Origin of the sequence: Cupriavidus basilensis, assembly GCF_000876015.1 — a bacterium.
Lineage (GTDB): Bacteria > Pseudomonadota > Gammaproteobacteria > Burkholderiales > Burkholderiaceae > Cupriavidus > Cupriavidus basilensis_B.
In genome coordinates, this window is sequence record NZ_BBQM01000033.1 from 81,105 (window position 1) to 102,510 (window position 21,406).

General features: G+C 67.9%; 27 protein-coding genes. 1 reads left to right on the forward strand and 26 read right to left on the reverse strand.

The annotated features are described in order from the left end of the window. Window positions 1–18: 18 nt before the first annotated feature. From tatC to KF708C_RS32810, 26 genes are all read right to left on the reverse strand, one after another. Window positions 19–816 (reverse strand): twin-arginine translocase subunit TatC, encoded by a 798-nt coding sequence (tatC, locus tag KF708C_RS32685; protein ID WP_020202034.1) that lies wholly within the window; start codon window positions 814–816, stop codon window positions 19–21. A 142-nt stretch (window positions 817–958) separates the two neighbouring features. After that, complete coding sequence (gene tatB / locus KF708C_RS32690; protein ID WP_059415972.1) at window positions 959–1,471, reverse strand: Sec-independent protein translocase protein TatB; 513 nt, start codon at window positions 1,469–1,471, stop codon at window positions 959–961. Window positions 1,472–1,616: 145 nt separating this feature from the next. Then, a complete protein-coding gene (gene tatA / locus KF708C_RS32695) occupies window positions 1,617–1,850 on the reverse strand; it encodes a Sec-independent protein translocase subunit TatA (RefSeq protein ID WP_020202036.1) in 234 nt (77 codons plus the stop codon). A gap of 183 nt (window positions 1,851–2,033) precedes the next feature. Continuing rightward, window positions 2,034–2,390 (reverse strand): histidine triad nucleotide-binding protein, encoded by a 357-nt coding sequence (locus KF708C_RS32700; protein WP_020202037.1) that lies wholly within the window; start codon window positions 2,388–2,390, stop codon window positions 2,034–2,036. A gap of 105 nt (window positions 2,391–2,495) precedes the next feature. Further along, the gene (locus KF708C_RS32705) at window positions 2,496–2,870 is read right to left on the reverse strand and encodes a DUF4870 family protein (protein WP_059415973.1); all 375 of its coding nucleotides are present in this window, start codon (window positions 2,868–2,870) and stop codon (window positions 2,496–2,498) included. Window positions 2,871–2,936: 66 nt separating this feature from the next. Further along, complete coding sequence (locus KF708C_RS32710; protein ID WP_020202039.1) at window positions 2,937–3,317, reverse strand: phosphoribosyl-ATP diphosphatase; 381 nt, start codon at window positions 3,315–3,317, stop codon at window positions 2,937–2,939. An 11-nt stretch (window positions 3,318–3,328) separates the two neighbouring features. Then, complete coding sequence (gene hisI, locus KF708C_RS32715) at window positions 3,329–3,736, reverse strand: phosphoribosyl-AMP cyclohydrolase (RefSeq protein WP_020202040.1); 408 nt, start codon at window positions 3,734–3,736, stop codon at window positions 3,329–3,331. Between the two features lie 23 nt (window positions 3,737–3,759). Beyond that, window positions 3,760–4,530, reverse strand: a complete 771-nt coding sequence (gene hisF, locus KF708C_RS32720) for an imidazole glycerol phosphate synthase subunit HisF (RefSeq protein WP_020202041.1) — start codon at window positions 4,528–4,530, stop codon at window positions 3,760–3,762. A 79-nt stretch (window positions 4,531–4,609) separates the two neighbouring features. Next, entirely contained in the window at window positions 4,610–5,356 is a 747-nt protein-coding gene (gene hisA / locus KF708C_RS32725) for a 1-(5-phosphoribosyl)-5-[(5-phosphoribosylamino)methylideneamino]imidazole-4-carboxamide isomerase (RefSeq protein WP_029043391.1), read from the reverse strand. A gap of 95 nt (window positions 5,357–5,451) precedes the next feature. Continuing rightward, window positions 5,452–6,105, reverse strand: a complete 654-nt coding sequence (gene hisH, locus KF708C_RS32730; RefSeq protein ID WP_043365917.1) for an imidazole glycerol phosphate synthase subunit HisH — start codon at window positions 6,103–6,105, stop codon at window positions 5,452–5,454. Beyond that, the gene (locus KF708C_RS32735) at window positions 6,102–6,725 is read right to left on the reverse strand and encodes a MarC family protein (RefSeq protein WP_020202044.1); all 624 of its coding nucleotides are present in this window, start codon (window positions 6,723–6,725) and stop codon (window positions 6,102–6,104) included. Before KF708C_RS32735 ends, hisH begins: the two co-directional genes overlap by 4 nt. Window positions 6,726–6,881: 156 nt before the next feature. Then, window positions 6,882–7,475: an imidazoleglycerol-phosphate dehydratase HisB gene (gene hisB / locus KF708C_RS32740; protein WP_020202045.1), complete on the reverse strand. Its 594-nt coding sequence runs from the start codon at window positions 7,473–7,475 to the stop codon at window positions 6,882–6,884. Window positions 7,476–7,479: 4 nt separating this feature from the next. Continuing rightward, a complete protein-coding gene (hisC, locus tag KF708C_RS32745; protein ID WP_020202046.1) occupies window positions 7,480–8,580 on the reverse strand; it encodes a histidinol-phosphate transaminase in 1,101 nt (366 codons plus the stop codon). 49 nt (window positions 8,581–8,629) lie between these two features. Beyond that, window positions 8,630–9,967: a histidinol dehydrogenase gene (gene hisD / locus KF708C_RS32750; protein WP_020202047.1), complete on the reverse strand. Its 1,338-nt coding sequence runs from the start codon at window positions 9,965–9,967 to the stop codon at window positions 8,630–8,632. A 64-nt stretch (window positions 9,968–10,031) separates the two neighbouring features. After that, window positions 10,032–10,694, reverse strand: coding sequence for an ATP phosphoribosyltransferase (gene hisG / locus KF708C_RS32755; RefSeq protein WP_029043393.1), 663 nt, complete (start codon window positions 10,692–10,694; stop codon window positions 10,032–10,034). Window positions 10,695–10,726: 32 nt separating this feature from the next. Next, window positions 10,727–11,977, reverse strand: coding sequence for a UDP-N-acetylglucosamine 1-carboxyvinyltransferase (murA, locus tag KF708C_RS32760; protein ID WP_059415975.1), 1,251 nt, complete (start codon window positions 11,975–11,977; stop codon window positions 10,727–10,729). Between the two features lie 187 nt (window positions 11,978–12,164). Continuing rightward, window positions 12,165–12,410: a BolA family protein gene (locus KF708C_RS32765; RefSeq protein ID WP_059415977.1), complete on the reverse strand. Its 246-nt coding sequence runs from the start codon at window positions 12,408–12,410 to the stop codon at window positions 12,165–12,167. Window positions 12,411–12,485: 75 nt separating this feature from the next. Then, window positions 12,486–13,256: an ABC transporter permease gene (locus tag KF708C_RS32770; RefSeq protein ID WP_043365920.1), complete on the reverse strand. Its 771-nt coding sequence runs from the start codon at window positions 13,254–13,256 to the stop codon at window positions 12,486–12,488. 65 nt (window positions 13,257–13,321) lie between these two features. Beyond that, window positions 13,322–14,272, reverse strand: a complete 951-nt coding sequence (locus KF708C_RS32775; RefSeq protein ID WP_020202052.1) for an ABC transporter ATP-binding protein — start codon at window positions 14,270–14,272, stop codon at window positions 13,322–13,324. A gap of 254 nt (window positions 14,273–14,526) precedes the next feature. Beyond that, window positions 14,527–14,844: an STAS domain-containing protein gene (locus tag KF708C_RS32780; RefSeq protein WP_020202053.1), complete on the reverse strand. Its 318-nt coding sequence runs from the start codon at window positions 14,842–14,844 to the stop codon at window positions 14,527–14,529. Window positions 14,845–14,973: 129 nt separating this feature from the next. Further along, a complete protein-coding gene (locus KF708C_RS32785; protein ID WP_029043394.1) occupies window positions 14,974–15,597 on the reverse strand; it encodes an MlaC/ttg2D family ABC transporter substrate-binding protein in 624 nt (207 codons plus the stop codon). A gap of 206 nt (window positions 15,598–15,803) precedes the next feature. Next, window positions 15,804–16,628 (reverse strand): MlaA family lipoprotein, encoded by an 825-nt coding sequence (locus tag KF708C_RS32790; RefSeq protein WP_020423719.1) that lies wholly within the window; start codon window positions 16,626–16,628, stop codon window positions 15,804–15,806. After that, the gene (gene mlaD, locus KF708C_RS32795) at window positions 16,628–17,146 is read right to left on the reverse strand and encodes an outer membrane lipid asymmetry maintenance protein MlaD (RefSeq protein ID WP_020202056.1); all 519 of its coding nucleotides are present in this window, start codon (window positions 17,144–17,146) and stop codon (window positions 16,628–16,630) included. Before mlaD ends, KF708C_RS32790 begins: the two co-directional genes overlap by 1 nt. A gap of 66 nt (window positions 17,147–17,212) precedes the next feature. After that, entirely contained in the window at window positions 17,213–17,989 is a 777-nt protein-coding gene (gene mlaE, locus KF708C_RS32800) for a lipid asymmetry maintenance ABC transporter permease subunit MlaE (RefSeq protein WP_020202057.1), read from the reverse strand. Next, window positions 17,986–18,807: an ABC transporter ATP-binding protein gene (locus tag KF708C_RS32805; RefSeq protein WP_059415979.1), complete on the reverse strand. Its 822-nt coding sequence runs from the start codon at window positions 18,805–18,807 to the stop codon at window positions 17,986–17,988. Before KF708C_RS32805 ends, mlaE begins: the two co-directional genes overlap by 4 nt. Before the next feature lie 152 nt (window positions 18,808–18,959). Next, window positions 18,960–20,132, reverse strand: coding sequence for a Bug family tripartite tricarboxylate transporter substrate binding protein (locus KF708C_RS32810; protein ID WP_059415981.1), 1,173 nt, complete (start codon window positions 20,130–20,132; stop codon window positions 18,960–18,962). A 232-nt stretch (window positions 20,133–20,364) separates the two neighbouring features. On the opposite strand from KF708C_RS32810, the gene KF708C_RS32815 reads away from it, so the two are divergent. After that, complete coding sequence (locus tag KF708C_RS32815) at window positions 20,365–20,883, forward strand: GNAT family N-acetyltransferase (protein ID WP_059415994.1); 519 nt, start codon at window positions 20,365–20,367, stop codon at window positions 20,881–20,883. Window positions 20,884–21,406 lie beyond the last annotated feature (523 nt).

Below are 21,406 nucleotides of genomic sequence, written 5' to 3' on the forward strand. Positions count from 1 at the left end.
GCTGCGGCGGCGCAACGGTCAGTCCGGCTGCGCTTCGCTGCCCGCGGGGTTCGCCGCGACGGGCTTGGCGGTGAAGCGCGCCATGATCAGGCCGAGCTCGTACAGCGCCACCAGCGGCACCGCCAGCAGCAGTTGCGACAGCACGTCCGGCGGCGTCACCACGGCCGCGATCACGAAGGCGCCGACGATCACGTAGGGCCGGATCTGCTTGAGCTTGTCCAGCTCGACCACGCCGAAGCGCACCAGCACGATCACCACCACGGGGACTTCGAACGTGATGCCGAACGCCAGGAACATGGTCATGGCGAAGCTCAGGTATTTGTCGATGTCGGTCGACATCTCGGCCCCGAGCGGCGCGTTGTAGTGCGCCATGAAATGGAACACCGTGGGGAACACCAGGAAGTAGGCGAAGGCCACGCCGCAGATGAACAGCACGTAGCTGCTGCTGACCAGCGGCACAATCAGCCGTTTCTCATGCTGGTAGAGACCGGGCGCGACGAACTGCCAGACCTGGTACAGCACCCAGGGCAGCGCGATCAGGAAGGCCACCAGCAGCGTGACCTTCATCGGCACGAAGAACGAGCCGGTCACGTCGGTGACGATCATCTTGCCGCCCTTGGGCAGGTTCTCCATCAGCGGCCGGGCGAACAGGTTGAAGATGTTGGGCGCCCAGTAGATCAGGCTGACGAACACCAGGATCACGCCCGAGGCAGCCTTGACGATACGCGAGCGCAGCTCCACCAGGTGAGAGATGAAGGTTTCCTGCTGGCCTTCGTCCTGCGGGTCGTGGGGATCTTGGGAACGGGAGTCGCTCATGGCGTGGACCGCTCAGCCGGGCGGGCTGGCATGGAGAAATCAGTGGCGGAACCGGACACGGGACGGCGGCACGGTGCGCTGGTCGGAGCGCACGACAGCGACAGCCGGCCGGGGACCGGCGTGATGGCAAACCCCGCCATGCTCAATCGAAGAAAGAGCGTGCGGGACCGGTGGCGGGACGGTGGCGCTTGACGCGCGCGGCGCCCGACTGCGCCCACACGCGGACATTGTGCTGGCGCTTGTACCACAGCGGCTGCGCTCCCTGCTTGACGCGCCAGCTCTTGCGGCCGTTGTGGAGCTTGTGCGCCGTGTCCCACGAGGGCACGTGGCCGCTGTCGGCGGCCGGCCCCGGCGCCGCGGCGCCGGCATCGTTGCCGGACAGCGCGTCGCTGAAGGACTGCGCGTGCTCGTGCACCTCCTTGTGGACGGTGCGCTCCACGTCGCGCGCGGCATCCTCGAACTCCGTGCGCATCTTGCGCAGTTCGTCGAGCTCGACCTCGCGGCTGACTTCCGCCTTGACGTCATTGATATAGCGTTGCGCGCGGCCAACCAGCGCGCCGACCGTGCGCGCCACCTTCGGCAGCCGCTCGGGACCGATCACCACCAGCGCCACGGCGCCGATCAGTGCAAGCTTGGAAATGCCGAGATCGATCATGCGAGCGTCGGGAAGAAGGGGCCGCCGCCAGCCGCCGAGGCACGCGGGGCCCCACGCGGGCAAGCCTGCCGCGGCGGGGCCGGCACGCAGGGCATGGCTGGCGGGAGAAGGAACATCGGGAAAGCCGGCAAGGATCGTGTCGCGCTTACTGCTGGCGCGACTTTTCCTTGGCTTCGACGTCGATCGTGGTGCTGTCGCGCAGCTCCTTGGCCGGCGCGGTCGCCGCGGCGTCCTCGCCGTTGGCGTCCTTCATGCCGTCCTTGAAGCCCTTGACCGCGCCGCCCAGGTCCTGGCCGATGTTGCGCAGCTTCTTGGTGCCAAAGACCAGCATGACGATCACCAGCACGATGAGCCAGTGCCAAATGCTAAACGAACCCATTTTCTGCTCCTGATGAAGCCGGGGGCGGCACCTTGCCACCCCGGCTCGTTGTTCCGTCACTGAATGCCATGCCGGGCGACGGTTGCCGGCACGGCGTCTGACCGTGGGCCAGCCGGCCCGCGGTCCTGCATGGGTTGGCTGCCGGCCTGGCCGGGGCCGGCCGGCCAGCGCCGGGCACCGCGTTCAGGGCAGCGCCACCTTCCACTGGTTGCGCGGGCCGCCAAGCACATGCAGATGGAGGTGGTAGACCTCCTGTCCGCCATCCGGGCCGGTATTGATCACCGTCCGGAAACCGTTCCCACAGCCTGCCGCACGCGCCAGCTCAGGCACCTTCAACATCATTTTAGCAAGCACGGCGCCGTCGCCGGGTCCGCAATCGGCCAGCGAATCGACATGCGCCTTGGGAATGAGCAGGAAGTGTACCGGGGCTTTCGGGTGAATATCATGGAAAGCCAGCATGTCGTCGTCTTCGTAGACCTTGTTCGACGCAAGCTCGCCCGCCACGATCCGGCAGAAGATGCAATTTTGCTGTGGATTCATGAAAATTTCATTGCGCGCCGCAAATTGAGCCGGACCGCCGCCGCGAGGCGCCCTTCCCGGCCGCCCTTCCCGGCCGCCCCTCCCGGCCGGCACCGGAGCGGCTTTTCAGAACGCCTGGCCCGGATACATCGGCTTGCCGTCGTTCAGGTAGAGCCAGCCCTTGACGATACGATACAGCATCCACAAGGACAAGACGCTCCACAGGGCAAAGGCCAGCGGAATCAGGATCACGGTGGCGAACAGCACGCCGCCGAGGACCGCCCAACCCACCGACCACCAGAAGGAGCGGATCTGCCAGGCGAAATGCGAGGCGTAGAGCGTGCCTTGCGTGTCGTCGCGCTTGACGTAGCCGACGATGATGGCGATCAGCGCGGTCACGCCACCGGTCAGCCAGAAAATGGCGTACAGCGCATACAGGATATGCGTGAGCTTGCGCAGGCCGGCGAGCCGGTCGCCGTCGGCGGTGATCACCTCTCCCATCTCGTCATGCTCCTCCTGGTTGTGGCCCGCCGCGGATGCCGGATCACCGGCGCCCGCGGCAAACCGTCAGGCGCCGGGCCCGCGCCGCGCCTTTTCCTCGAGGCCGGACAGGCCCTCGCGGCGGGCCAGCTCGTTGACCACGTCGGCCGGCTCCAGGCCGAAGCGGGCCAGCAGCACCATGCTGTGGAACCAGAGATCGGCCACCTCGTAGACCACCTTGCCGACGGCTTCCGCGCCGAGCCCGGCGGCGCGCGCATCCTTGGCGGCCATCACGGTCTCGGTGGCTTCCTCGCCGATCTTCTTCAGGATGGCGTCGTCGCCCTTGTGGAACAGGCGCGCCACGTAGGATTTGTCGGGATCGCCGCCGTTCTCGGGCTTGCGCGATTCCAGCACCGCGGCCAGGCGGGCCAGCACGTCGGCGCTGCTTGTCCGGGTTTCGTCTTGCATGTCGCCCTGGCTCATGGCTTGGCCGCGTAGATGGTGGACGGGTCCTTGAGCACCGGCTCCACGGTCTGCCAGTCGCCGTTCTCGGCGTCGCCCTCGAATTTCTGGAAGAAGCAGGAGTGCCGCCCGGTGTGGCAGGCGATGCCGCCGTCCTGCGTGACCTTGAGCAACACCACGTCCTCGTCGCAGTCCAGGCGCATCTCATGCACCTTCTGCACGTGGCCGGATTCCTCGCCCTTGTGCCACAGGCGCTTGCGCGAGCGCGACCAGAACACGGCCTCGCCGATCTCCGCGGTGCGCTGGAGCGCTTCGCGGTTCATGAACGCAAACATGAGTACGTCGTTCGAGCCGACTTCCTGGACGATCACCGGCACCAGGCCGTTGTCGTCCCACTTCACCTTGTTGAGCCACTTCTTTGCCATGTCGGTTCGCCGTGTTCCAGAGTTCAGATCCGCACCGGGATGCCCTCGCGGGCCATGAATGCCTTCGCCTCGCCCACGGTGTGCTCGCCGTAGTGGAAGATGCTGGCGGCCAGCACCGCGTCGGCGCGGCCGAGCTTGATGCCGTCGGCCAGGTCCTGCAGCCCGCCCACGCCGCCCGAGGCGATCACCGGCACCGATACCGCGTCGCTGACCGCGCGCGTGAGCTCGAGGTCGAAGCCGCTGCGGGTGCCGTCGCGGTCCATGCTGGTGAGCAGCAGTTCGCCGGCGCCGCGCGCGGTCATCTCGCGCGCCCATTCGACCGCGTCGAGCCCGGTCGCCTTGCGCCCGCCGTGGGTGAAGACTTCCCAGCGCGCCGGCTCGCCCGGCGCGGAGCTGCGCTTGGCGTCGATCGCCACCACGATGCACTGCGAACCGTAGCGCGCGGTGGCATCGGACACCAGCTGCGGGTTGGCGATGGCCGAGGAGTTGACGCTGATCTTGTCCGCGCCGGCATTGAGCAGGCGCCGCACGTCTTCCACGGCGCGCACGCCGCCGCCCACCGTGAGCGGAATGAAGACCTGCGAGGCGACCGCCTCGATGATGTGCAGGATCAGGTCGCGGCCATCGCTGGTCGCGGTGATGTCCAGGAAAGTGATTTCATCGGCGCCCTGCTCGTCGTAGCGGCGGGCGATCTCGACCGGGTCCCCCGCGTCGCGCAATTCGACGAAGTTGACACCCTTGACCACCCGCCCGTTGGTCACGTCGAGGCAGGGGATGATACGTTTGGCTAGCATGAGGTTCCTTGCCCGCCGCCGGCGCCTGGCTCTCGCGGGCGCCGGCGGCTGCAACTGTCGCGCGGCAACGCGCGGGGTCTTACTGCTCGGCGCCGAGCTTGTCGGCCAGCGTCTGGGCTTCGGCGAAGTTCAGGTCGCCGGAGTAGATGGCGCGGCCGCAGATGACGCCTTCGACGCCATCCTTCTGCACGCCGCACAGGCGTTCGATGTCGGCCAGGTTCGACAGCCCGCCGCTGGCGATCACGGGAATGGCCGCGGACTGCGCCAGCTTGACGGTGGCATCGATGTTGATGCCTTGCAGCATGCCGTCGCGGCCGATGTCGGTGTAGATGATGGCTTCGACGCCGTAGTCTTCGTACTTGCGCGCGAGGTCGGCGACCTCGTGGCCGGTCAGCTTGCTCCAGCCGTCGGTGGCGACCTTGCCCTCGCGGGCGTCGAGGCCGACGATGATGTGGCCGCCGAACGCCGAGCACGCGTCCTTGAGGAAACCCGGGTTCTTGACCGCGGCCGTGCCGATGATCACGTAGGACAGGCCGCCGTCGAGCCAGCGCTCGATGGTGTTGAGGTCGCGGATGCCGCCGCCGAGCTGCACGGGGATCTCGTCGCCGACCTCGGCGATGATGGCCTTGATGGCGGCCTCATTGCGGGGCTTGCCCACGAACGCCCCATTGAGGTCGACCAGGTGCAGGCGCCGCGCGCCCTGTTCCACCCAGTGACGTGCCATGGCGGCGGGATCTTCGGAAAAGACGGTGGCCTGGTCCATGTCGCCTTGTTTGAGGCGTACACATTGACCGTCCTTCAGGTCGATGGCCGGAATGAGCAACATAAGCGTGAAGAGCGTGTTTGATTGAAAGAGAAGAAAGATGAGCCTAGGCCAGCATGGCCGTCCGGCCCGGTCCCGGTAAAGCCGTTACCTCAGGGTCAGGGATGCCAGTGCACGAAGTTCCGGTAGATCTGCAAGCCCATGGCGGCGCTCTTCTCCGGGTGGAACTGCGTGGCAAAAATATTATCGCGCGCCACCGCGCTCGTAAATACGACGCCATAGTCGGTCTCGCCGGCAATATGCGCCGGATCCTGCGCATGCACGAAGTAGCTGTGCACGAAATAGAACCAGCTATTGTCGGGAATGCCTGCCCACAGCGGATGGCTGCGGACCTGCCTCACGCGGTTCCAGCCCATCTGCGGCACCTTGTAGCGCGAGCCGTCCGGCTGGGTCAGCCCGTCGAGCTCGAAGCGGATGACCTCGCCCGGCAGCAGGCCCAGGCACGGCGTGCTGCCGCCCGCGATCCTGCTTTCCTTGCTCAGGTCGAACAGCATCTGTTCGCCAACGCACACGCCGAGCAGCGGTTTGCTGGCGGCGGCCTCGATCACGGCCTCCTGCAGGCCCGACGCGCCGAGCGCCGCCATGCAGTCCGGCATCGCGCCCTGGCCCGGCAGCACCACGCGGTCCGCCGCGCGGATCGCCTCGGGGCGGTCCACCACCTGAACATCCGCCTCCGGCGCCGCGGCACGCAGTGCCTGCGCCACGGAGCGCAGGTTGCCCATGCCGTAATCCACAATTGCTATGGTAGTCATGATTTCAAAACAGGCAACAATGTCTTCAGCCCGTCCACAATGAATTCTACGGCCAGCGCCGACAGGATCAGCCCCATCAGCCGCGTGCCGATATTGATGCCGGTGCGCCCGATCACGCGGGCGATCGGGTCAGCGGCGCGGAACGTCATATATACCACTGCGCCAAGCACCACCCCGATCCCGACCAGGATCAGCAACTGGTACCAGTGCTGCGTCTTGCCGGCATAGACGATCACCGTGCTGATCGAGCCGGGCCCGGTCAGCAGCGGCAGCGCCAGCGGCACCACCGCGACGCTGGCCTTGGCTTCGGCCTCGTCCTCCTCCTCCGGCGTGGCCCGGGTGCGGCTGGTCTGGGCGTTCAGCATGTTCATGGCCATCATGATCATGATGAGGCCCCCGCCCACTTGCAGCGAGGCCACCGAGATATTGAAGAACTCGATGATCTGCTGGCCGAGCAAGGCCGAGATGCCGACCACGATCGCCACCGAGACCGACGCGATCCGGATGGTGCGCAGCTTTTCCTCCTCGGTCTGCTGGGTGGTCAGGCTGATGAAGAACGGGATCGCCCCGATCGGATTGATCAGCGCCAGCAGCGAGATGAACGACTTGAGCGTATCCATCGGGTCGGGCCTGGTCGGTTGGTCTGGCGCGGCGCCCGCGCGCGCCGTGGCACGGCTGCGCGCGGGTCCCGCGTCGGGTCTGCATCGGTACCGCGTTGATCGGAGGTTGCCGCAGGCGCCTGGCCGGCCGCGCGGATCGCCGCGCGCCGGCGCGACTCAGCCTACCAGGGTGCCCTTGGTCGAGGGAATCGTGTTGCCCGCGCGCGGGTCCATCTCCACCGCCATGCGCAGCGCGCGGCCGAAGGCCTTGAACACGGTCTCGCACTGGTGGTGGGCATTGATGCCGCGCAGGTTGTCGACATGCAGCGTGACCGCGGCATGGTTGACGAAGCCGCGGAAGAACTCGATGGTGAGGTCCACGTCGAAGCTGCCGACGCGCGCGCGCGTGAACGGCACGTGGAATTCCAGGCCGGGCCGGCCGGAGAAATCGATGACGACGCGCGACAGGCATTCGTCCAGCGGCACGTAGCTGTGGCCGTAGCGGGTGATGCCCTTCTTGTCGCCGATGGCCTTGGCAACGGCCTGGCCGAAGGCGATGCCGATGTCCTCCACCGTGTGGTGGTCGTCGATGTGCGTGTCGCCGGTGGCTTCGACCTCGAGGTCGAACATGCCGTGGCGGGCGATCTGGTCCAGCATGTGGTCGAGGAACGGCACGCCCGACGCCAGCTTCTGGCGGCCGGTGCCGTCGAGATTCAGGGAAACGCGGATCTGCGTCTCCGATGTATTGCGGGTGACCTCTGCAACACGCATGGTGTTAATCCTGCAACGCCGCGGCGAAGGCGGCGAGAAATTGCGCGTTCTCTTCGGGAGTGCTGACCGTAACGCGCAGACAATTGGCCAGCAACGGGTGCATTTTACTCACGTTCTTGATCAATACCTTGCGCGCGAGCACGCCGTCGAACACGCGCGCGGCGTCGGGCACGCGCGCCAGCAGGAAATTGGCGTCGCTGGGGAATACCGTCACCCCCGGCATGGCCGCCAGCGCCGCCGCCACGGCGGTGCGCTCGGCGCGCAGCAGCGCGGCCTGCTGGTCGAGCACGTCGACGTGTTCGAGCACGAACAGCGCGGTGGCCTCGGTCAGCACGTTGACGTTGTACGGCGGGCGCACCTTGTCGAGCTGCGACAGCCACTCGGGCGCGCCGGCGAGGTAGCCCAGGCGGATGCCGGCCAGCCCCAGCTTGGACACCGTGCGCATCACCAGCAGGTTGCCGAACTCGGCCAGGCGCGGCATCCAGGTGTCGTGCGCGAACGGCTGGTAGGCCTCGTCCACCACCACCAGGCTGTGGCTGACCTCGCCCTGCGCCGCGCGCACGATGGCTTCCATGTCGGCCGCGTCGAACGCGTTGCCGGTCGGATTGTTCGGGTAGGCCAGATAGACCACGGCGGGCTGGTGCTCGGCCATCGCCGCGAGCATGGCGGCGCGGTCGAGCGTGAAATCCGCCTTGAGCGGCACGCCGACGAACCCCACGCCGGCGAACTGCGCCGAGATGGCGTACATGACGAAGCCCGGCACCGGGGCCAGCACCTTGGCGCCGGGCCTGGCCACGGCCAGCGCCAGGATGCTGATGAGCTCGTCGGAGCCGTTGCCGAGCAGCACGTCCATGCCCGCCGGCACCTGCATCACCGTCTTCAGGCGCGCGCGCAGCGCTTCGCTGCTGGGCACCGGGTAGCGGTTGAGCGCCACCTCGGCCAGGCGCGCGGCGAGCTGGTCGCGCAGCGCGTCGGGCAGGCGGTAGGGGTTCTCCATCGCGTCCAGCTTCACCAGACCGTGCGACTCCGCCACATGATAGGCGCCCATGGCGCGCACGTCGTCACGGATGATGCGTTCGATCAGGGAAGGCTGGACTGCTGACATTGACGTTACCTCTTGGATGGTCTGGGTGGTGGTGAAACCGGTGGTTGCCTCAATTGCGCCGCAGGCGGTACTCCGCGCTGCGCGCGTGGGCCTGCAGGCCCTCGCCGTAGGCCAGCTCGGCGGCGATCTGGCCGAGCATCTGCGCGCCCTGCTCGCTCACCTCGATCAGGCTCGAGCGCTTCTGGAAGTCGTACACGCCCAGCGGCGACGAGAAGCGCGCGGTGCGCGAGGTGGGCAGCACGTGGTTGGGGCCGGCGCAGTAGTCGCCCAGCGACTCGCTGGTGTAGCGGCCCAGGAAGATCGCGCCGGCGTGGCGGATCTTCTCGGCCCAGTGGCGCGGGTTCTCGGCGGAAATCTCCAGGTGCTCGGGCGCGATCGCGTTGGCGATCTCGCAGGCCTCGTCCATGTCGCGCACGCGCACCAGCGCGCCGCGGCCGGACAGCGAGGCGCGGATCACGTCGCGGCGCGGCATGGCCTTGATCTGGCGATGTATGCTCTGCTCCACTTCCGCGAGGTAGTTGGAGTCCGGGCACAGCAGGATCGACTGCGCCAGCTCGTCATGCTCGGCCTGCGAGAACAGGTCCATCGCCACCCAGTCGGGGTCGGTGGTGCCGTCGCAGATGACGAGAATCTCGGACGGGCCGGCGATCATGTCGATGCCCACCGTGCCGAACACGCGGCGCTTGGCCGCGGCCACGTAGGCGTTGCCGGGGCCGACGATCTTGTCGACCTGCGGCAGCGTGGCGGTGCCGTAGGCCAGCGCCCCCACCGCCTGCGCGCCGCCGATGGTAAACACCCGGTCCACGCCGGCGATCTGCGCCGCGGCCAGCACCAGCTCGTTGCGCACGCCGCCCGGCGTGGGCACGACCATGATGACTTCCTTGACGCCGGCCACGCGCGCCGGAATCGCGTTCATCAGCACCGAGGACGGATAGGCGGCCTTGCCGCCCGGCACGTAGATGCCGACGCGGTCCAGCGGCGTCACCTTCTGGCCCAGCACGGTGCCGTCGGACTCGGTGTACTCCCAACTGTGGCTGCCGCACTCGATCTTCTGCTTCTCATGGTAGGCGCGCACGCGCGCCGCGGCCGCCTCCAGCGCCGCGCGGCGCTTGGGCTCGAGCTCCTCGAGCGCGGCTTCGAGCTCGGCCTGCGACAGCTCCAGCGCGGCCATCGAGCCGGCCTTCACGCGGTCGAAGCGCTCGGTGTATTCCAGCACCGCGGCGTCGCCGCGGGCCTTCACGTCGGCCAGGATCTGCGCCGCGGCGCGGTCGATGGCCTCATCCTCGCCGGCCTCGAAGGCCAGCACGTGGCGCAGCGCGGCCGCGAAATCCGGTTCGGTCGAATCCAGCCGGCGGATTGCGAGATTTTCCATAGCGTATTCGTTCATGACTCCAGTCTCCGGGTCCATGCCCTTGTCCGTCTCCATCGCACCCTCTTCATCGCGCGCGGCTTCAGGCCAGCGCGGCCGAAGCGCGTTCGAACGCCTCGAGAATCGGGGCCAGCCGCTCGCGCTTGAGCTTGAGGGCAGCCTGGTTGACCACCAGGCGCGACGAGATCTGCGCGATCTCCTCCACTTCGACCAGGTTGTTGGCGCGCAAGGTCCCGCCGGTGCTGACCAGGTCGACGATGGCGTCGGCCAGCCCCACCAGCGGCCCGAGTTCCATCGAGCCATACAGCTTGATCAGGTCCACGTGCACGCCCTTCTTGGCGAAGTGCTCGCGCGCGGTCTGCACATACTTGGTGGCCACCGCCAGGCGCGCGCCCTGGCGCACGGCGCTGGCGTAGTCGAAGCCGGCCGAGGTCGCCACCGACATGCGGCAGCGGGCGATGTTCAGGTCGATCGGCGCGTAGAGCCCGGCCATGCCGTGCTCCATCAGCACGTCCTTGCCCGCCACGCCGAAGTCGGCCGCGCCGTACTGCACGTAGGTCGGCACGTCCGAGGCGCGCACGATGATGACGCGCACGTCCGGGTCGGAGGTGGGCAGGATCAGCTTGCGCGAGGTTTCGGGATCCTCGGTCACGTGGATGCCGGCCGCCTCGAGCAGCGGCATGGTTTCGGTGAAGATCCGGCCCTTGGAGAGGGCCAGCGTCAACTGGTTCGGGGAGGGGCTCATCTGCGTCCTTGTTCTGTCTGCTGTCGTCTCGCTCAGGCGATGCGGCGGATCTTCGCGCCGACGGCCGACAGCTTGTCTTCCATGCGGTCGTAACCGCGGTCGAGGTGATAGATGCGGTCGATCACGGTCTCGCCCTCGGCCACCAGGCCGGCGATCACCAGGCTGGCCGAGGCGCGCAGGTCGGTGGCCATCACCCTGGCGCCCGACAGCCGGGGCATGCCGGTCACGACCGCGGTGTTGCCTTCGACCGCGATGTCCGCGCCGAGCCGGTTGAGCTCCTGCACGTGCATGAAGCGGTTCTCGAAAATGGTCTCGGTGATGCGCGCCACGCCGCCAGCGATGCTGTCGAGCGCCATGAACTGCGCCTGCATGTCGGTGGGGAAGGCGGGGTATTCCGAGGTGCGGAAGCCGACCGGCTGCGGGCGGCGGGCCATGCTCAGGCGGATCCAGTCCTCGCCGGTCTCGATCGCCGCGCCGGTCTCGCGCAGCTTGTCGAGCACCGCGTCCAGGATGCCCGGCGGGATGCCGCGCAGCACCACGTCGCCCAGCGTGGCCGCGGCCGCGCACAGGAAGGTGCCGGCCTCGATGCGGTCGCCGATCACGGTGTGGCTGGCGCCGTGCAGGCGCGCCACGCCCTGCACCACCAGGCGGTCGGTGCCGATGCCGTCGATGCGCGCGCCCATCTTGACCAGCAGGTTGGCCAGGTCGGTCACTTCCGGCTCACGCGCGGCGTTCTCCAGCACGGTCTCGCCCTCGGCCAGCGTGGCGGCCATCAGCAGGTTCTCGGTGCCGGTCACGGTGATCATGTCCGTCACCACGCGCGTGCCCTTCAGGCGCCTGGCGCGGGCGTGGATGAAGCCGTGCTCGATGGCGATCTCGGCGCCCATCGCCTGCAGGCCCTTGATATGCTGGTCGACCGGGCGCGCGCCGATGGCGCAGCCGCCGGGCAGCGACACGCGCGCCTCGCCGAAGCGCGCCACCAGCGGGCCGAGCACCAGGATCGAGGCGCGCATGGTCTTCACCAGTTCGTAGGGCGCCTCGGGCAGGTTGACGCCGGTGCCGTCGAGCGTGACGCGCGCGCCGTCCTGCACGGCCTGCATGCCCATCTGGCGCAGCAGCTTGAGCGTGGTGCTGACGTCCTGCAGGTTGGGCACGTTGTCGAGCGATACGGTATCGGCCGCCAGCAGCCCCGCGCACAGGATCGGCAGCGCGGCATTCTTGGCGCCCGAGACGCGGATCTCGCCGCGCAGCGGGCCATTGCCCTGGATCTCGAGTTTGTCCATCTTCTGTCTTTTCCGGCCGGTGCGCATGGTGCGCGCCCGGCATCGTTCGTCACATTCCGCGGCCGGCGCATCGGCGCGCCCGTCCGCGGTGTCTGGTACCCGCGGGCCGCGCCGGGCGGCCCTGTTTGTCACGTCCGGCCTGTCGGGCGGCCAGCTTGATGTTCCGAGCGGCGTGGCTTGCTGTGGCTTACCTGGCCTGCGCCTGCCATTCGGCCGGCGTCAGCGTCTTCATCGACAGCGCGTGGATCTCGGCGCGCATGCGCTCGCCCAGCGCGGCGTAGACCTGCTGGTGGCGCTGGATCAGGCGCTTGCCGTCGAACTGGGCGCTCACGATGGTGGCGAAGAAGTGCTGGCCGTCGCCCTCCACTTCGAGGTGTTCGCAGGGCAGGCCCTGGGCGATGTAGTCCCTGACTTGTTGCGGTGTAGGCAGCATGATGAGTATTGGCGTTGGTTCGCGTGCGGGCCGGTGGCGGCGGGTTGGCGTCGGGTTGGCGTCGGCGGGCGGCGTTCAGTGGCGCAGCTTGTAGCCGCTCTTGAGCATGCGCAGCGCGACGGCCGCGAGCACCACGAAGGCCGTGCCCACCACCGCCAGGCTGTAGGCCGGCGCCACGTCGGAGACGCCGAAGAAACCGTAGCGGAAGCCGTCGATCATGTAGAAGAACGGGTTGGCGTGCGACACCGCCTGCCAGAACGGGGGCAGCGAGTGGATCGAGTAGAACACGCCGGACAGGAACGTGGCCGGCATGATCAGGAAATTCTGGAACGCGGCGAGCTGGTCGAACTTCTCCGCCCAGATGCCGGCGATCAGCCCCAGCGTGCCGAGGATGGCCGCGCCCAGCAGCGCGAACGCCAGGATCCAGCCGATGTAGGCGAAATGCAGGTGCGCGAACCACGCGGTCACCAGCAGCACGCCCAGGCCCACGGCCAGCCCGCGCACCACGGAGGCCACCACGTAGGCGCCGAACATCTCCCAGTGCGACAGCGGCGGCAGCATGATGAACACCAGGTTGCCGGTGATCTTGGACTGGATCAGCGACGACGAGCTGTTGGCGAACGCATTCTGCAGCACGCTCATCATCACCAGGCCGGGCACCAGGAAGGCGGTGTAGCTGATCTGGTCGTACACCTTCACACGGTCTTCGAGCACGTGGCCGAAGATCAGCAGGTAGAGGATCGCCGTGAGCACGGGCGCGGCCACGGTCTGGAAGCTGACCTTCCAGAAACGCAGCACTTCCTTGTAGAGCAGCGTGCGGAAGCCCACCAGGCCGCCCACCGCCATCGGCGCCAGGTGCGCGTTGAGAGCGTCCGGGACGTCCGTCGCGCGGTCGAATTCGGTCGGCATCTTCATGCTGCGGCCTCCACCGCCGTATCCGGCAGCGCGCCGGGCATATGGCCTTCGCGGCGCATGATCTGCACGAACACGTCCTCCAGGTCTGCCTTGTTGATTTCCATGTCCTCGATCTCGCAGCCGGCTTCGCGGCAGGCGGCCAGGATCGGCTCGACCGCCGGGTAGCCGGACAGGCGCAGGCGCACCGCGCGCTCGCCCGGGTTGGCGGGCATGCGCAGCGGCTCCAGCGCGGGCGGCAAGGTACCACGCGAAAATGTCAGCGCAAGCTGCAGGCCGGCGAACTGGCTCAGCAGGTTGCTGGTGCGGTCCAGCGCCACCACCTCGCCGAACTTGAGCATGGCGATGCGGTCGCACAGCGCCTCGGCCTCTTCCAGGTAGTGCGTGGTGAGGATGATGGTGTGGCCTTCGCGGTTCAGGCGCGAGATGAACTTCCACAGCGTCTGGCGCAGTTCCACGTCCACGCCGGCGGTCGGCTCGTCGAGCACGATCACGGGCGGGCGGTGCACCAGCGCCTGCGCCACCAGCACGCGGCGCTTCATGCCGCCGGAGAGCTGGCGCATGTTGCTGTCGGCCTTGTTGGTGAGATCGAGGTTGGCCATGATCTCGTCGATCCAGTCGTCGTTGCGGGTCAGGCCGAAGTAGCCCGACTGCAGGCGCAGCGTCTCGCGCACGGTGAAGAACGGATCGAAGACCAGTTCCTGCGGCACCACGCCCAGCATGCGGCGCGCCAGCCGGTAATCGGACACGACATCGTGGCCGAGCACGCGCACGCTGCCGGAATCGGCGCGGTTCAGGCCCGCGAGAATGGAGATCAGCGTGGTCTTGCCGGCACCGTTGGGGCCGAGCAGGCCGAAGAATTCGCCGCGCTCGACGGTGAAGCTGACGCCCTTGAGCGCCTGCAGGTTGCGGTAGCGCTTGCGAACATCGGTGAGTTCGATGGCTTTCATGGCCGGATACTGTTTGGCAGGCGCTGCGGGCTGCGGGCTCGCGCGCCGGCCTCCTTGAAATGGCGGGGACCGCCTTGGGTGCTTCGACCGGGTCTTGCGTCTGGTCCGTGCCTTTTTGTGCCGGAACGGTCGAACAACCCGGAATTATAGGGGATGCGGGAGCAGTCCCGCTGTGTGCGCGAGGCGTGGCGCGTGCCATCGCCCGGGCATCGCGGTAGCAGGCGCCAGCACGGCGGCCTGCCACGGATGCCGGTTCAATGTCGGTGGGAGGCCCGGTGAGAAGCGTCGGACGGCGCGCCGGCGTCCGCGGCGGGCGCCAGTTGCAGCAGGGAGTCGACGCCGTACAGCGTGGCCAGCTGGGCCAGTTGCGCCGGCACGCCGACGAAGGACAGGACCTGCCCGCGGCCGGCGGCATCGCGCTGCCAGGCCAGCAGCACGGCGACCGCGGCGGAATCCACCTGGGCCAGCGCGCTGCAGTCCACCCGGTCTTCGCCCTGGGCCAGGCGAGCCAGCCCGTCACGCAGCACGGCGGCGGCGTTGCGGTTGGTCAGCGAAGTGTCGAGCGAGAGCATCGAAGGGAGCCAGGGCTTTGCGGATAAGGGACTTCAGGAACTGAACGGCGCACCCGCCAGTCAGGCCGGGTGCGCCCATTGTAGAACACTTCGGCCGCGCATGCTGCGCCGCAGCCGGCGCGGCATGCCTCAGTTCTTGGCGTTGGCGAGCTGGCGGTTGCGGTCCTGCAGCGTCTTGACCACGCCTTCCACGCCCTGCTGGCCGACGATGGTGTTGAAGCTGCCCTTGTACGCCTCGGTCAGCCAGGCGCCCAGCACGTTGATGTCATAGACCTTCCAGCCCTGCGGGGTCTTCTCGAGGCGGTAGTCCAGCTGGATCGGGTCGCCCTTGTTGATGACCTGGGTGCGGATGGTGGCGTCGGTGTCGTCCGGCGCGCCGCGGTACGGGCGGAACTGCACCTGCTGGTCGCGGATCTGCGCGATCGCGCCCGAATAGGTGCGGATCAGCAGGGTCTTGAATTCGTCGGTGATCTGCTTCTGCTGTTCCGGCGAGGCCTTGGACCAGTTGCGGCCCATCGCGATCTGGGTGGTGCGCTGGAAGTCCGCGTTGGGCAGGATCTTCTGCTCGACCAGCGCCGAGATCTTGCCGATATTGCCGGCCTGCATGTCCTTGTCGGCCCGCACGGTGGCCATCACGTCGCCGACCACGGCCTTGACCAGGCCATCGGGCGTGCTGGCATCCTGCGCCTGGGCATGGGCGGCGCCGGCAAAGGCAGCCACGGCAAGAAAAGGCAGCAACAGTCGCTTCATCATCATCTTCTTCCTTGTCAATCTGACGCAGGGTATGCCGCGGCGCGGCGTCCTCGCGTATCCCGGCCTCCGGCCGGTTGGTGGTCACGCCCGGTTGGAGTCGGGCGCACCCGGGGAGTTCGCGGCGCCAAGGCTTCCGGCGCCACATCCATACGTTTTGTTGCAACGCTCACAACCGCGTCACGCATGGCGCGGCGCGGCGGGCGCGCTCAGCGCGGAAAACGGATGCCGGGCGGCATCTGCACCGGCGGCGTGGGCAGCGCCTGGTTTTCCTGCTGGGCATCGGCCGGCGGCGCGGACGGCTCGCCGTCGTCCTCGCTCTGCGGCGGATTGCCATCATAGATCTGGTACTGGCGGCGCTGCAGGTAGGCGTCGCGCAGGAAGCTGTATTTGTCCAGCGCGGCTTCCTCGATCAGGTTGGACGCGCTCAGCAGCGAGGCACGCGTGCTGACGACGCGCACCCCGGTCAGCGTATTGCGGACCCAGATCGGGTCCACGTACGCCAGCGGGTCCATCTGGCGGTCCACCAGCATGCCGGCGGTATCGCGCACCGTGCTCGGCCCGAACAGCGGCAGCACCAGGTACGGGCCGGCCGGCACGCCCCACACGCCGAGGGTCTGGCCGAAGTCTTCCTTGTACTTGGGCAGCCCGGCCGGGGTGGCGATGTCGATCAGGCCGCCGATGCCCAGCACGCTGTTGATCGCCACGCGCATGGTGTCTTCCGCCGCGCGCGTGGGCTTGCCCTGCAGCAGGTTGTTGATGGCCGAGTAGACATCGCTGACGTTGGAGAACGCGTTGTCGATCGCGGTGCGGATCGGCGAGGGCACGTAGTCGGTATAGAGCTGCGCGACCGGCTTGAGCACGACCTTGTCGACGCCGTCGTTGACGCGCTGGACCTGCCGGTTGAACGGCTCGATCGGGTCCTGCGGATTCGCCGTGGGCCCCGTCGCGCAACCCGCCATCAACAAGGCGGCCGCGGCCGCCGCCAGCCACTTCTGCCCCCCGCGCCATGACGCGGCGACCCGTTTGCGCATCATTTCACTCCCCCTGCGGGGGCGCTGGCCGCGCTCCCGCCCGCGTTGTTGCCGCCGGCACCCGCGTCCGCGGCTTTGTTATAGAGGAACTGCCCGATCAGGTTTTCCAGCACCACGGCCGACTGCGTCATGGTGATGCGCCCGCCGTCGGCCAGCATGGCGGTGTCGCCGCCCGCCTCGAGGCCGATGTACTGCTCGCCGAGCAGGCCCGAGGTGAGGATCTTGGCCGAGGTGTCCTTGGGAAACTGGTAGCGCGTCTCCAGGTTCAGCGACACGGTGGCCTGGTAGGTCTTGTCGTCGAAGCGGATGTCCGCCACGCGGCCCACCACCACCCCGGCGCTCTTGACCGGCGCGCGCGGCTTGAGGCCGCCGATGTTGTCGAAGCGCGCCTGCACGGCATAGGTCTGCTGGAACGACAGCGAACTCATGTTGCCGGCCTTCAGGGCCAGGAACAGCAGCGCGACGAAGCCCGCCACCACGAACAGGCCAACCCAGAAATCGAGGGTATTTCTTTTCATCTCTCGTCTCTTTTTCAAATACTGCACCGCGGCAACGGGCCGGATGGGGACAACGGCCCTGCCGGCTCAGCTGAACATCAGCGCCGTCAGCAGGAAATCCAGCGCCAGCACCGCCAGCGAGGCGATCACCACGGTCCGCGTGGTGGCGCGCGATACGCCTTCGGGCGTGGGCTTGGCCTCATAACCCTGGTACAGGGCGATGAACGTCACCGCGACGCCGAAGATAAAGCTCTTGATGACACCGTTGAGCACGTCGGCGCGCACGTCTACGCCGCCCTGCATCTGCGACCAGAACGCGCCCGCGTCCACGCCGATCATCTGCACGCCGACCACGTAGCCGCCGAGGATGCCGACCGCGCTGAAGATCGCGGCCAGCACCGGCATGGCCACCACGCCCGCCCAGAAGCGCGGCGCGATCACGCGCTGCAGCGGGTTCACCGCCATCATCTCCATTGCGGTGAGTTGTTCGCCGGCCTTCATCAAGCCGATTTCGGCGGTCAGCGAGGTGCCGGCGCGCCCGGCGAACAGCAGCGCGGTCACGACCGGCCCCAGCTCGCGCACCAGCGACAGCGCCACCAGCAGGCCGAGCGCCTGCTCCGAGCCGTAGCGGTTGAGCGTGTAATAGCCCTGCAAACCGAGCACGAAGCCGACGAACAGCCCCGATACGGCGATGATCACCAGCGACAGGTTGCCGACGAAGAAGATCTGGTCGCTCACCAGCCGGAAGCGCCGCAGCAGCGCCGGCGACATCGCCAGCACCGTAAAGAACATGCGCGTGGCGTGGCCCAGCCCGTTCACGGAGCGCCGCACCGCGGCACCGATATTGGTGAAGAATCCCATCATCGGGCGGCCTCGCCGGTGAAGTCGTCGGCCAGCGACGGCCCAGGATAGTGGAACGGCACCGGGCCGTCGGCCTCGGCATGGACGAACTGGTGCACGAAGGGGTCGGCCGAGGCGCGCAGCGCCTCGGGCTCGCCCTCGGCGACGATGCGGCCGTCGGCGATGAAATAGACGTAGTCGGCGATCTGGAAGGTCTCGTTGACGTCGTGCGAGACGATGATGGTGGTGGCGCCGAGCGCCTCGTTGAGGCTGCGGATCAGGCGCGCGGTCAGGCCCAGCGAGATCGGGTCCAGCCCGGCGAACGGCTCGTCGTACATCAGCAGCGCCGGGTCCAGCGCGATCGCGCGGGCCAGCGCCACCCGGCGCGCCATGCCGCCGGAGATCTCCGAGGGCATCAGGTCGCGCGCGCCGCGCAGGCCGACCGCGTTGAGCTTCATCAGCACCAGGTCGCGGATCATCGACTCGGGCAGGTCGGTATGTTCGCGCAAGGGGAAGGCAACGTTGTCGAACACCGAGAGATCGGTGAACAGTGCGCCGAACTGGAACAGCATGCCCATCTGGCGCCGCACGGCGTACAGGCCGTCGCGGTCCAGCGCGGGGATGTTGGCGCCGTTGAACAGGATTTCGCCCTGTTGCGGCCGGACCTGGCCGCCGATCAGGCGCATCACGGTAGTCTTGCCGCAGCCCGAGCCGCCCATGACGGCGACCACCTTGCCGCGCGGGAAACGCATGCTGAGGCCCGACAGGATAGGCTTGCCGCCCGCCGTGTAGGCGAAGTCGACAGCGTTGAGCTCGACGAGGTTTGAGGCGGATTCCGTCACGTTTGCACCGTTTTGGCAGTCCGCCATTATAAGGGCTAGTACCTAGCCATGCCCGGAGCAGTGTGGCGCAATCCACATCCATCGGCTGCAAATAATTGTTTCATCACTTTTTGCGGCTGGCGTGCCGTTCGAAACACATATTTCAGATCCGGCTATGGCTCCGTCGGCCCGCCCGCCTGCCGCAGGATCACCTGCCACTGGATCGACTCGGAGCGGATCGCGGTGGCGAACGCTTCCGGCGAGTCGCGCAGCGGCGTCAGCCCCGCCGCCAGCAGGCGGTCGCGCACCTCGCGCTCGCCCATGACGGCATCGAGCTCGCCGGCCAGCCGCGCGATGATCGCGTGCGGCGTCTTGGCCGGCGCGATCACGCCGAACCAGGCGCCCGCGCCGTAGCCGTCCAGCCCCGACTCCTGCAGCGTGGGCACCGCCGGCGCGAGCGGCGAGCGCGCCGTGCCGGTCACGCCCAGCAGCCGCAGGTTGCCGTTGCGGACATGGCCCTGCACCGCGGCATAAGAGCAGAAACAGGCACTGATGCGGCCCGCGAGCATCTCCTGCACCACCGCGCCCTCCCCCTTGGCCGTCACCAGCGGCACGCCATTGGGCACGCCGTGCACCGCGTATTCCGCATACAGGTGCGAAGGGCTGCCGGCCTGCCCGGAGCCATAGCTGTACGAAGCCGGGCTGGCCTTGACCGCGGTCAGCCACTGCTGCGGCGTGCGCATCGGCAGGCGCGCGTCGATCACCAGGAACAGCGGCATGGTGGCGACCCGCGCCACCGGCGTGAAGTCGCGCACCACGTCGTAGGGCACCGGCTCCAGGCCGGGCTGGATCAGCATGGTGGCCTGGTGGAACAGCAGCGTATGGCCGTCCGAGCTGGCCTTGGCCACCACGTCGCCGGCCGTGGTGCCGCCCGCGCCGGGCCGGTTGTCCACATCCACCAACACGCCCAAGCGCGCCGCCAGCCGCTCGGCCAGCATGCGCGCCACCGCGTCCGGCACGCCGCCGGCCGGGAACGGCACGATCAGGCGCACCGGGCGCGCGGGAAACGAGATCGGACGGGCGTAGCTGGCCGGAGTGGCGGCCGAGGTCGTGGCCGAAGCAGAAGATGGCGCCGCGGGCCGGGCCAGGCAGGCCCCGCCGGCGGCGGACAGCACGCCGCCGAGGCAAAGCGCCACGGCGCGCGCCGCAAGACGGCGCGGGGCAGGCAACGAGCCGGGCCGACGACCGGCGCGCGGCGGTGGCAACCAACGGGACGGCTCTGCCGCGGGGTGAAGCAACTTCGCCTTACCTCGCCAAAGCCGCGAAAACATGCGCACTTCGGACATCAATTCCTCCGAGCCACGGGCGTTGCCGGTGACATATGGGTCGGCTGAAAAGGGGATGAGCGAGGCAGTCTTTGTTCTGATTGTGCGGTTCATTCTACGAACAATGGCCAGAGCCGCACAGACCACGTTAACCATAGCCGGGACAACCCTGTGCGGGCCGCCGGGCCGATGCGCTGCACCCCGCAAACCCGCGCCGGGGCGCCGTCTATAATCGCCGGCCATGAGCCAATCCATGCGCGAATCCATCCTCCGTCCGATGACGCCCGCCGACCTGCCCGCCGTGCTCGGCATCCAGGCGCAGTGCTACCGCGGCACGCTGCACGAATCCGGCGCGGCGCTGGCCAGCCGGCTGGCGCTCTCGCCCGCCACCTGCTGGGTCGCCGCGCCGGCGGGCCGGCCCGAGGCACTGGCCGCCTACCTGTTCACCCACATGTGGCCGCAGGACAGCCTGCCACCGTTCGACGGCCTGCTGGCCAGGCACTGGGACGGCGGCGAACTCACCTGGTTCGTGCACGACATGGCGGTGGCGCCCGCCGGGCAGGGGCAAGGCCTGGCCTTGCGGCTCTGGCAGGCAGCGCGGGCGGCGGCGCTCGACGCCGGGTTGTGCTCGTCGCGGCTGGTCGCGGTGCAGTCGGCGGCCGGCTGGTGGGGCCGGCTGGGCTATCAGCAGATTGCGCCGGCGGGCGCGGCGTTGTCCGCCAAACTGGCGGCCTATGGGGACGATGCGGTGTTGATGGAGAGAGAAGTTTAGTTGCGGGTCTGCCTGACTTCGATGAGGAAATTTTTTTATTTTAAATCAATTACTTAATATCGAATTCAAGGGTTGAACGTCAACGGCTGAACGTCAAAATCAAAGTCAACTTCAAAGTCAAAGGCTTTCGCTCCCCCGGAGCGACCTACTTTCTTTTCCCCGAAAAGAAAGTAGGCAAAGAAAGCGGGCTGCCTGGCCGGCAGGGGCAGAAACGTTGGGGTTTCTTGTTGTTGGTGGTTTCGTGGTGGGGCCTGTGGTTCTGCTGGCATCCTGCCATTACCGGTGCGAGCGGCCACGATCTGGCTGGCGGTATGGGTTGCGGGGTCAGACCTATGATGGCGGGCGCACTGCTGATTCGGCCATCTGCCGTTACCGGCGCGAGCCACCACGACATAGCACCCTCGTGGTTTCGTGGTGGGCGTGGTGGACCCCGCGCGGGTGCGTTGGGTTGCTGGAACCGGGATTGCTTTTCAGCCGTCCGGCACTGCGTTCAAATAGGGGCCACCGCGCCCACCACGAAACC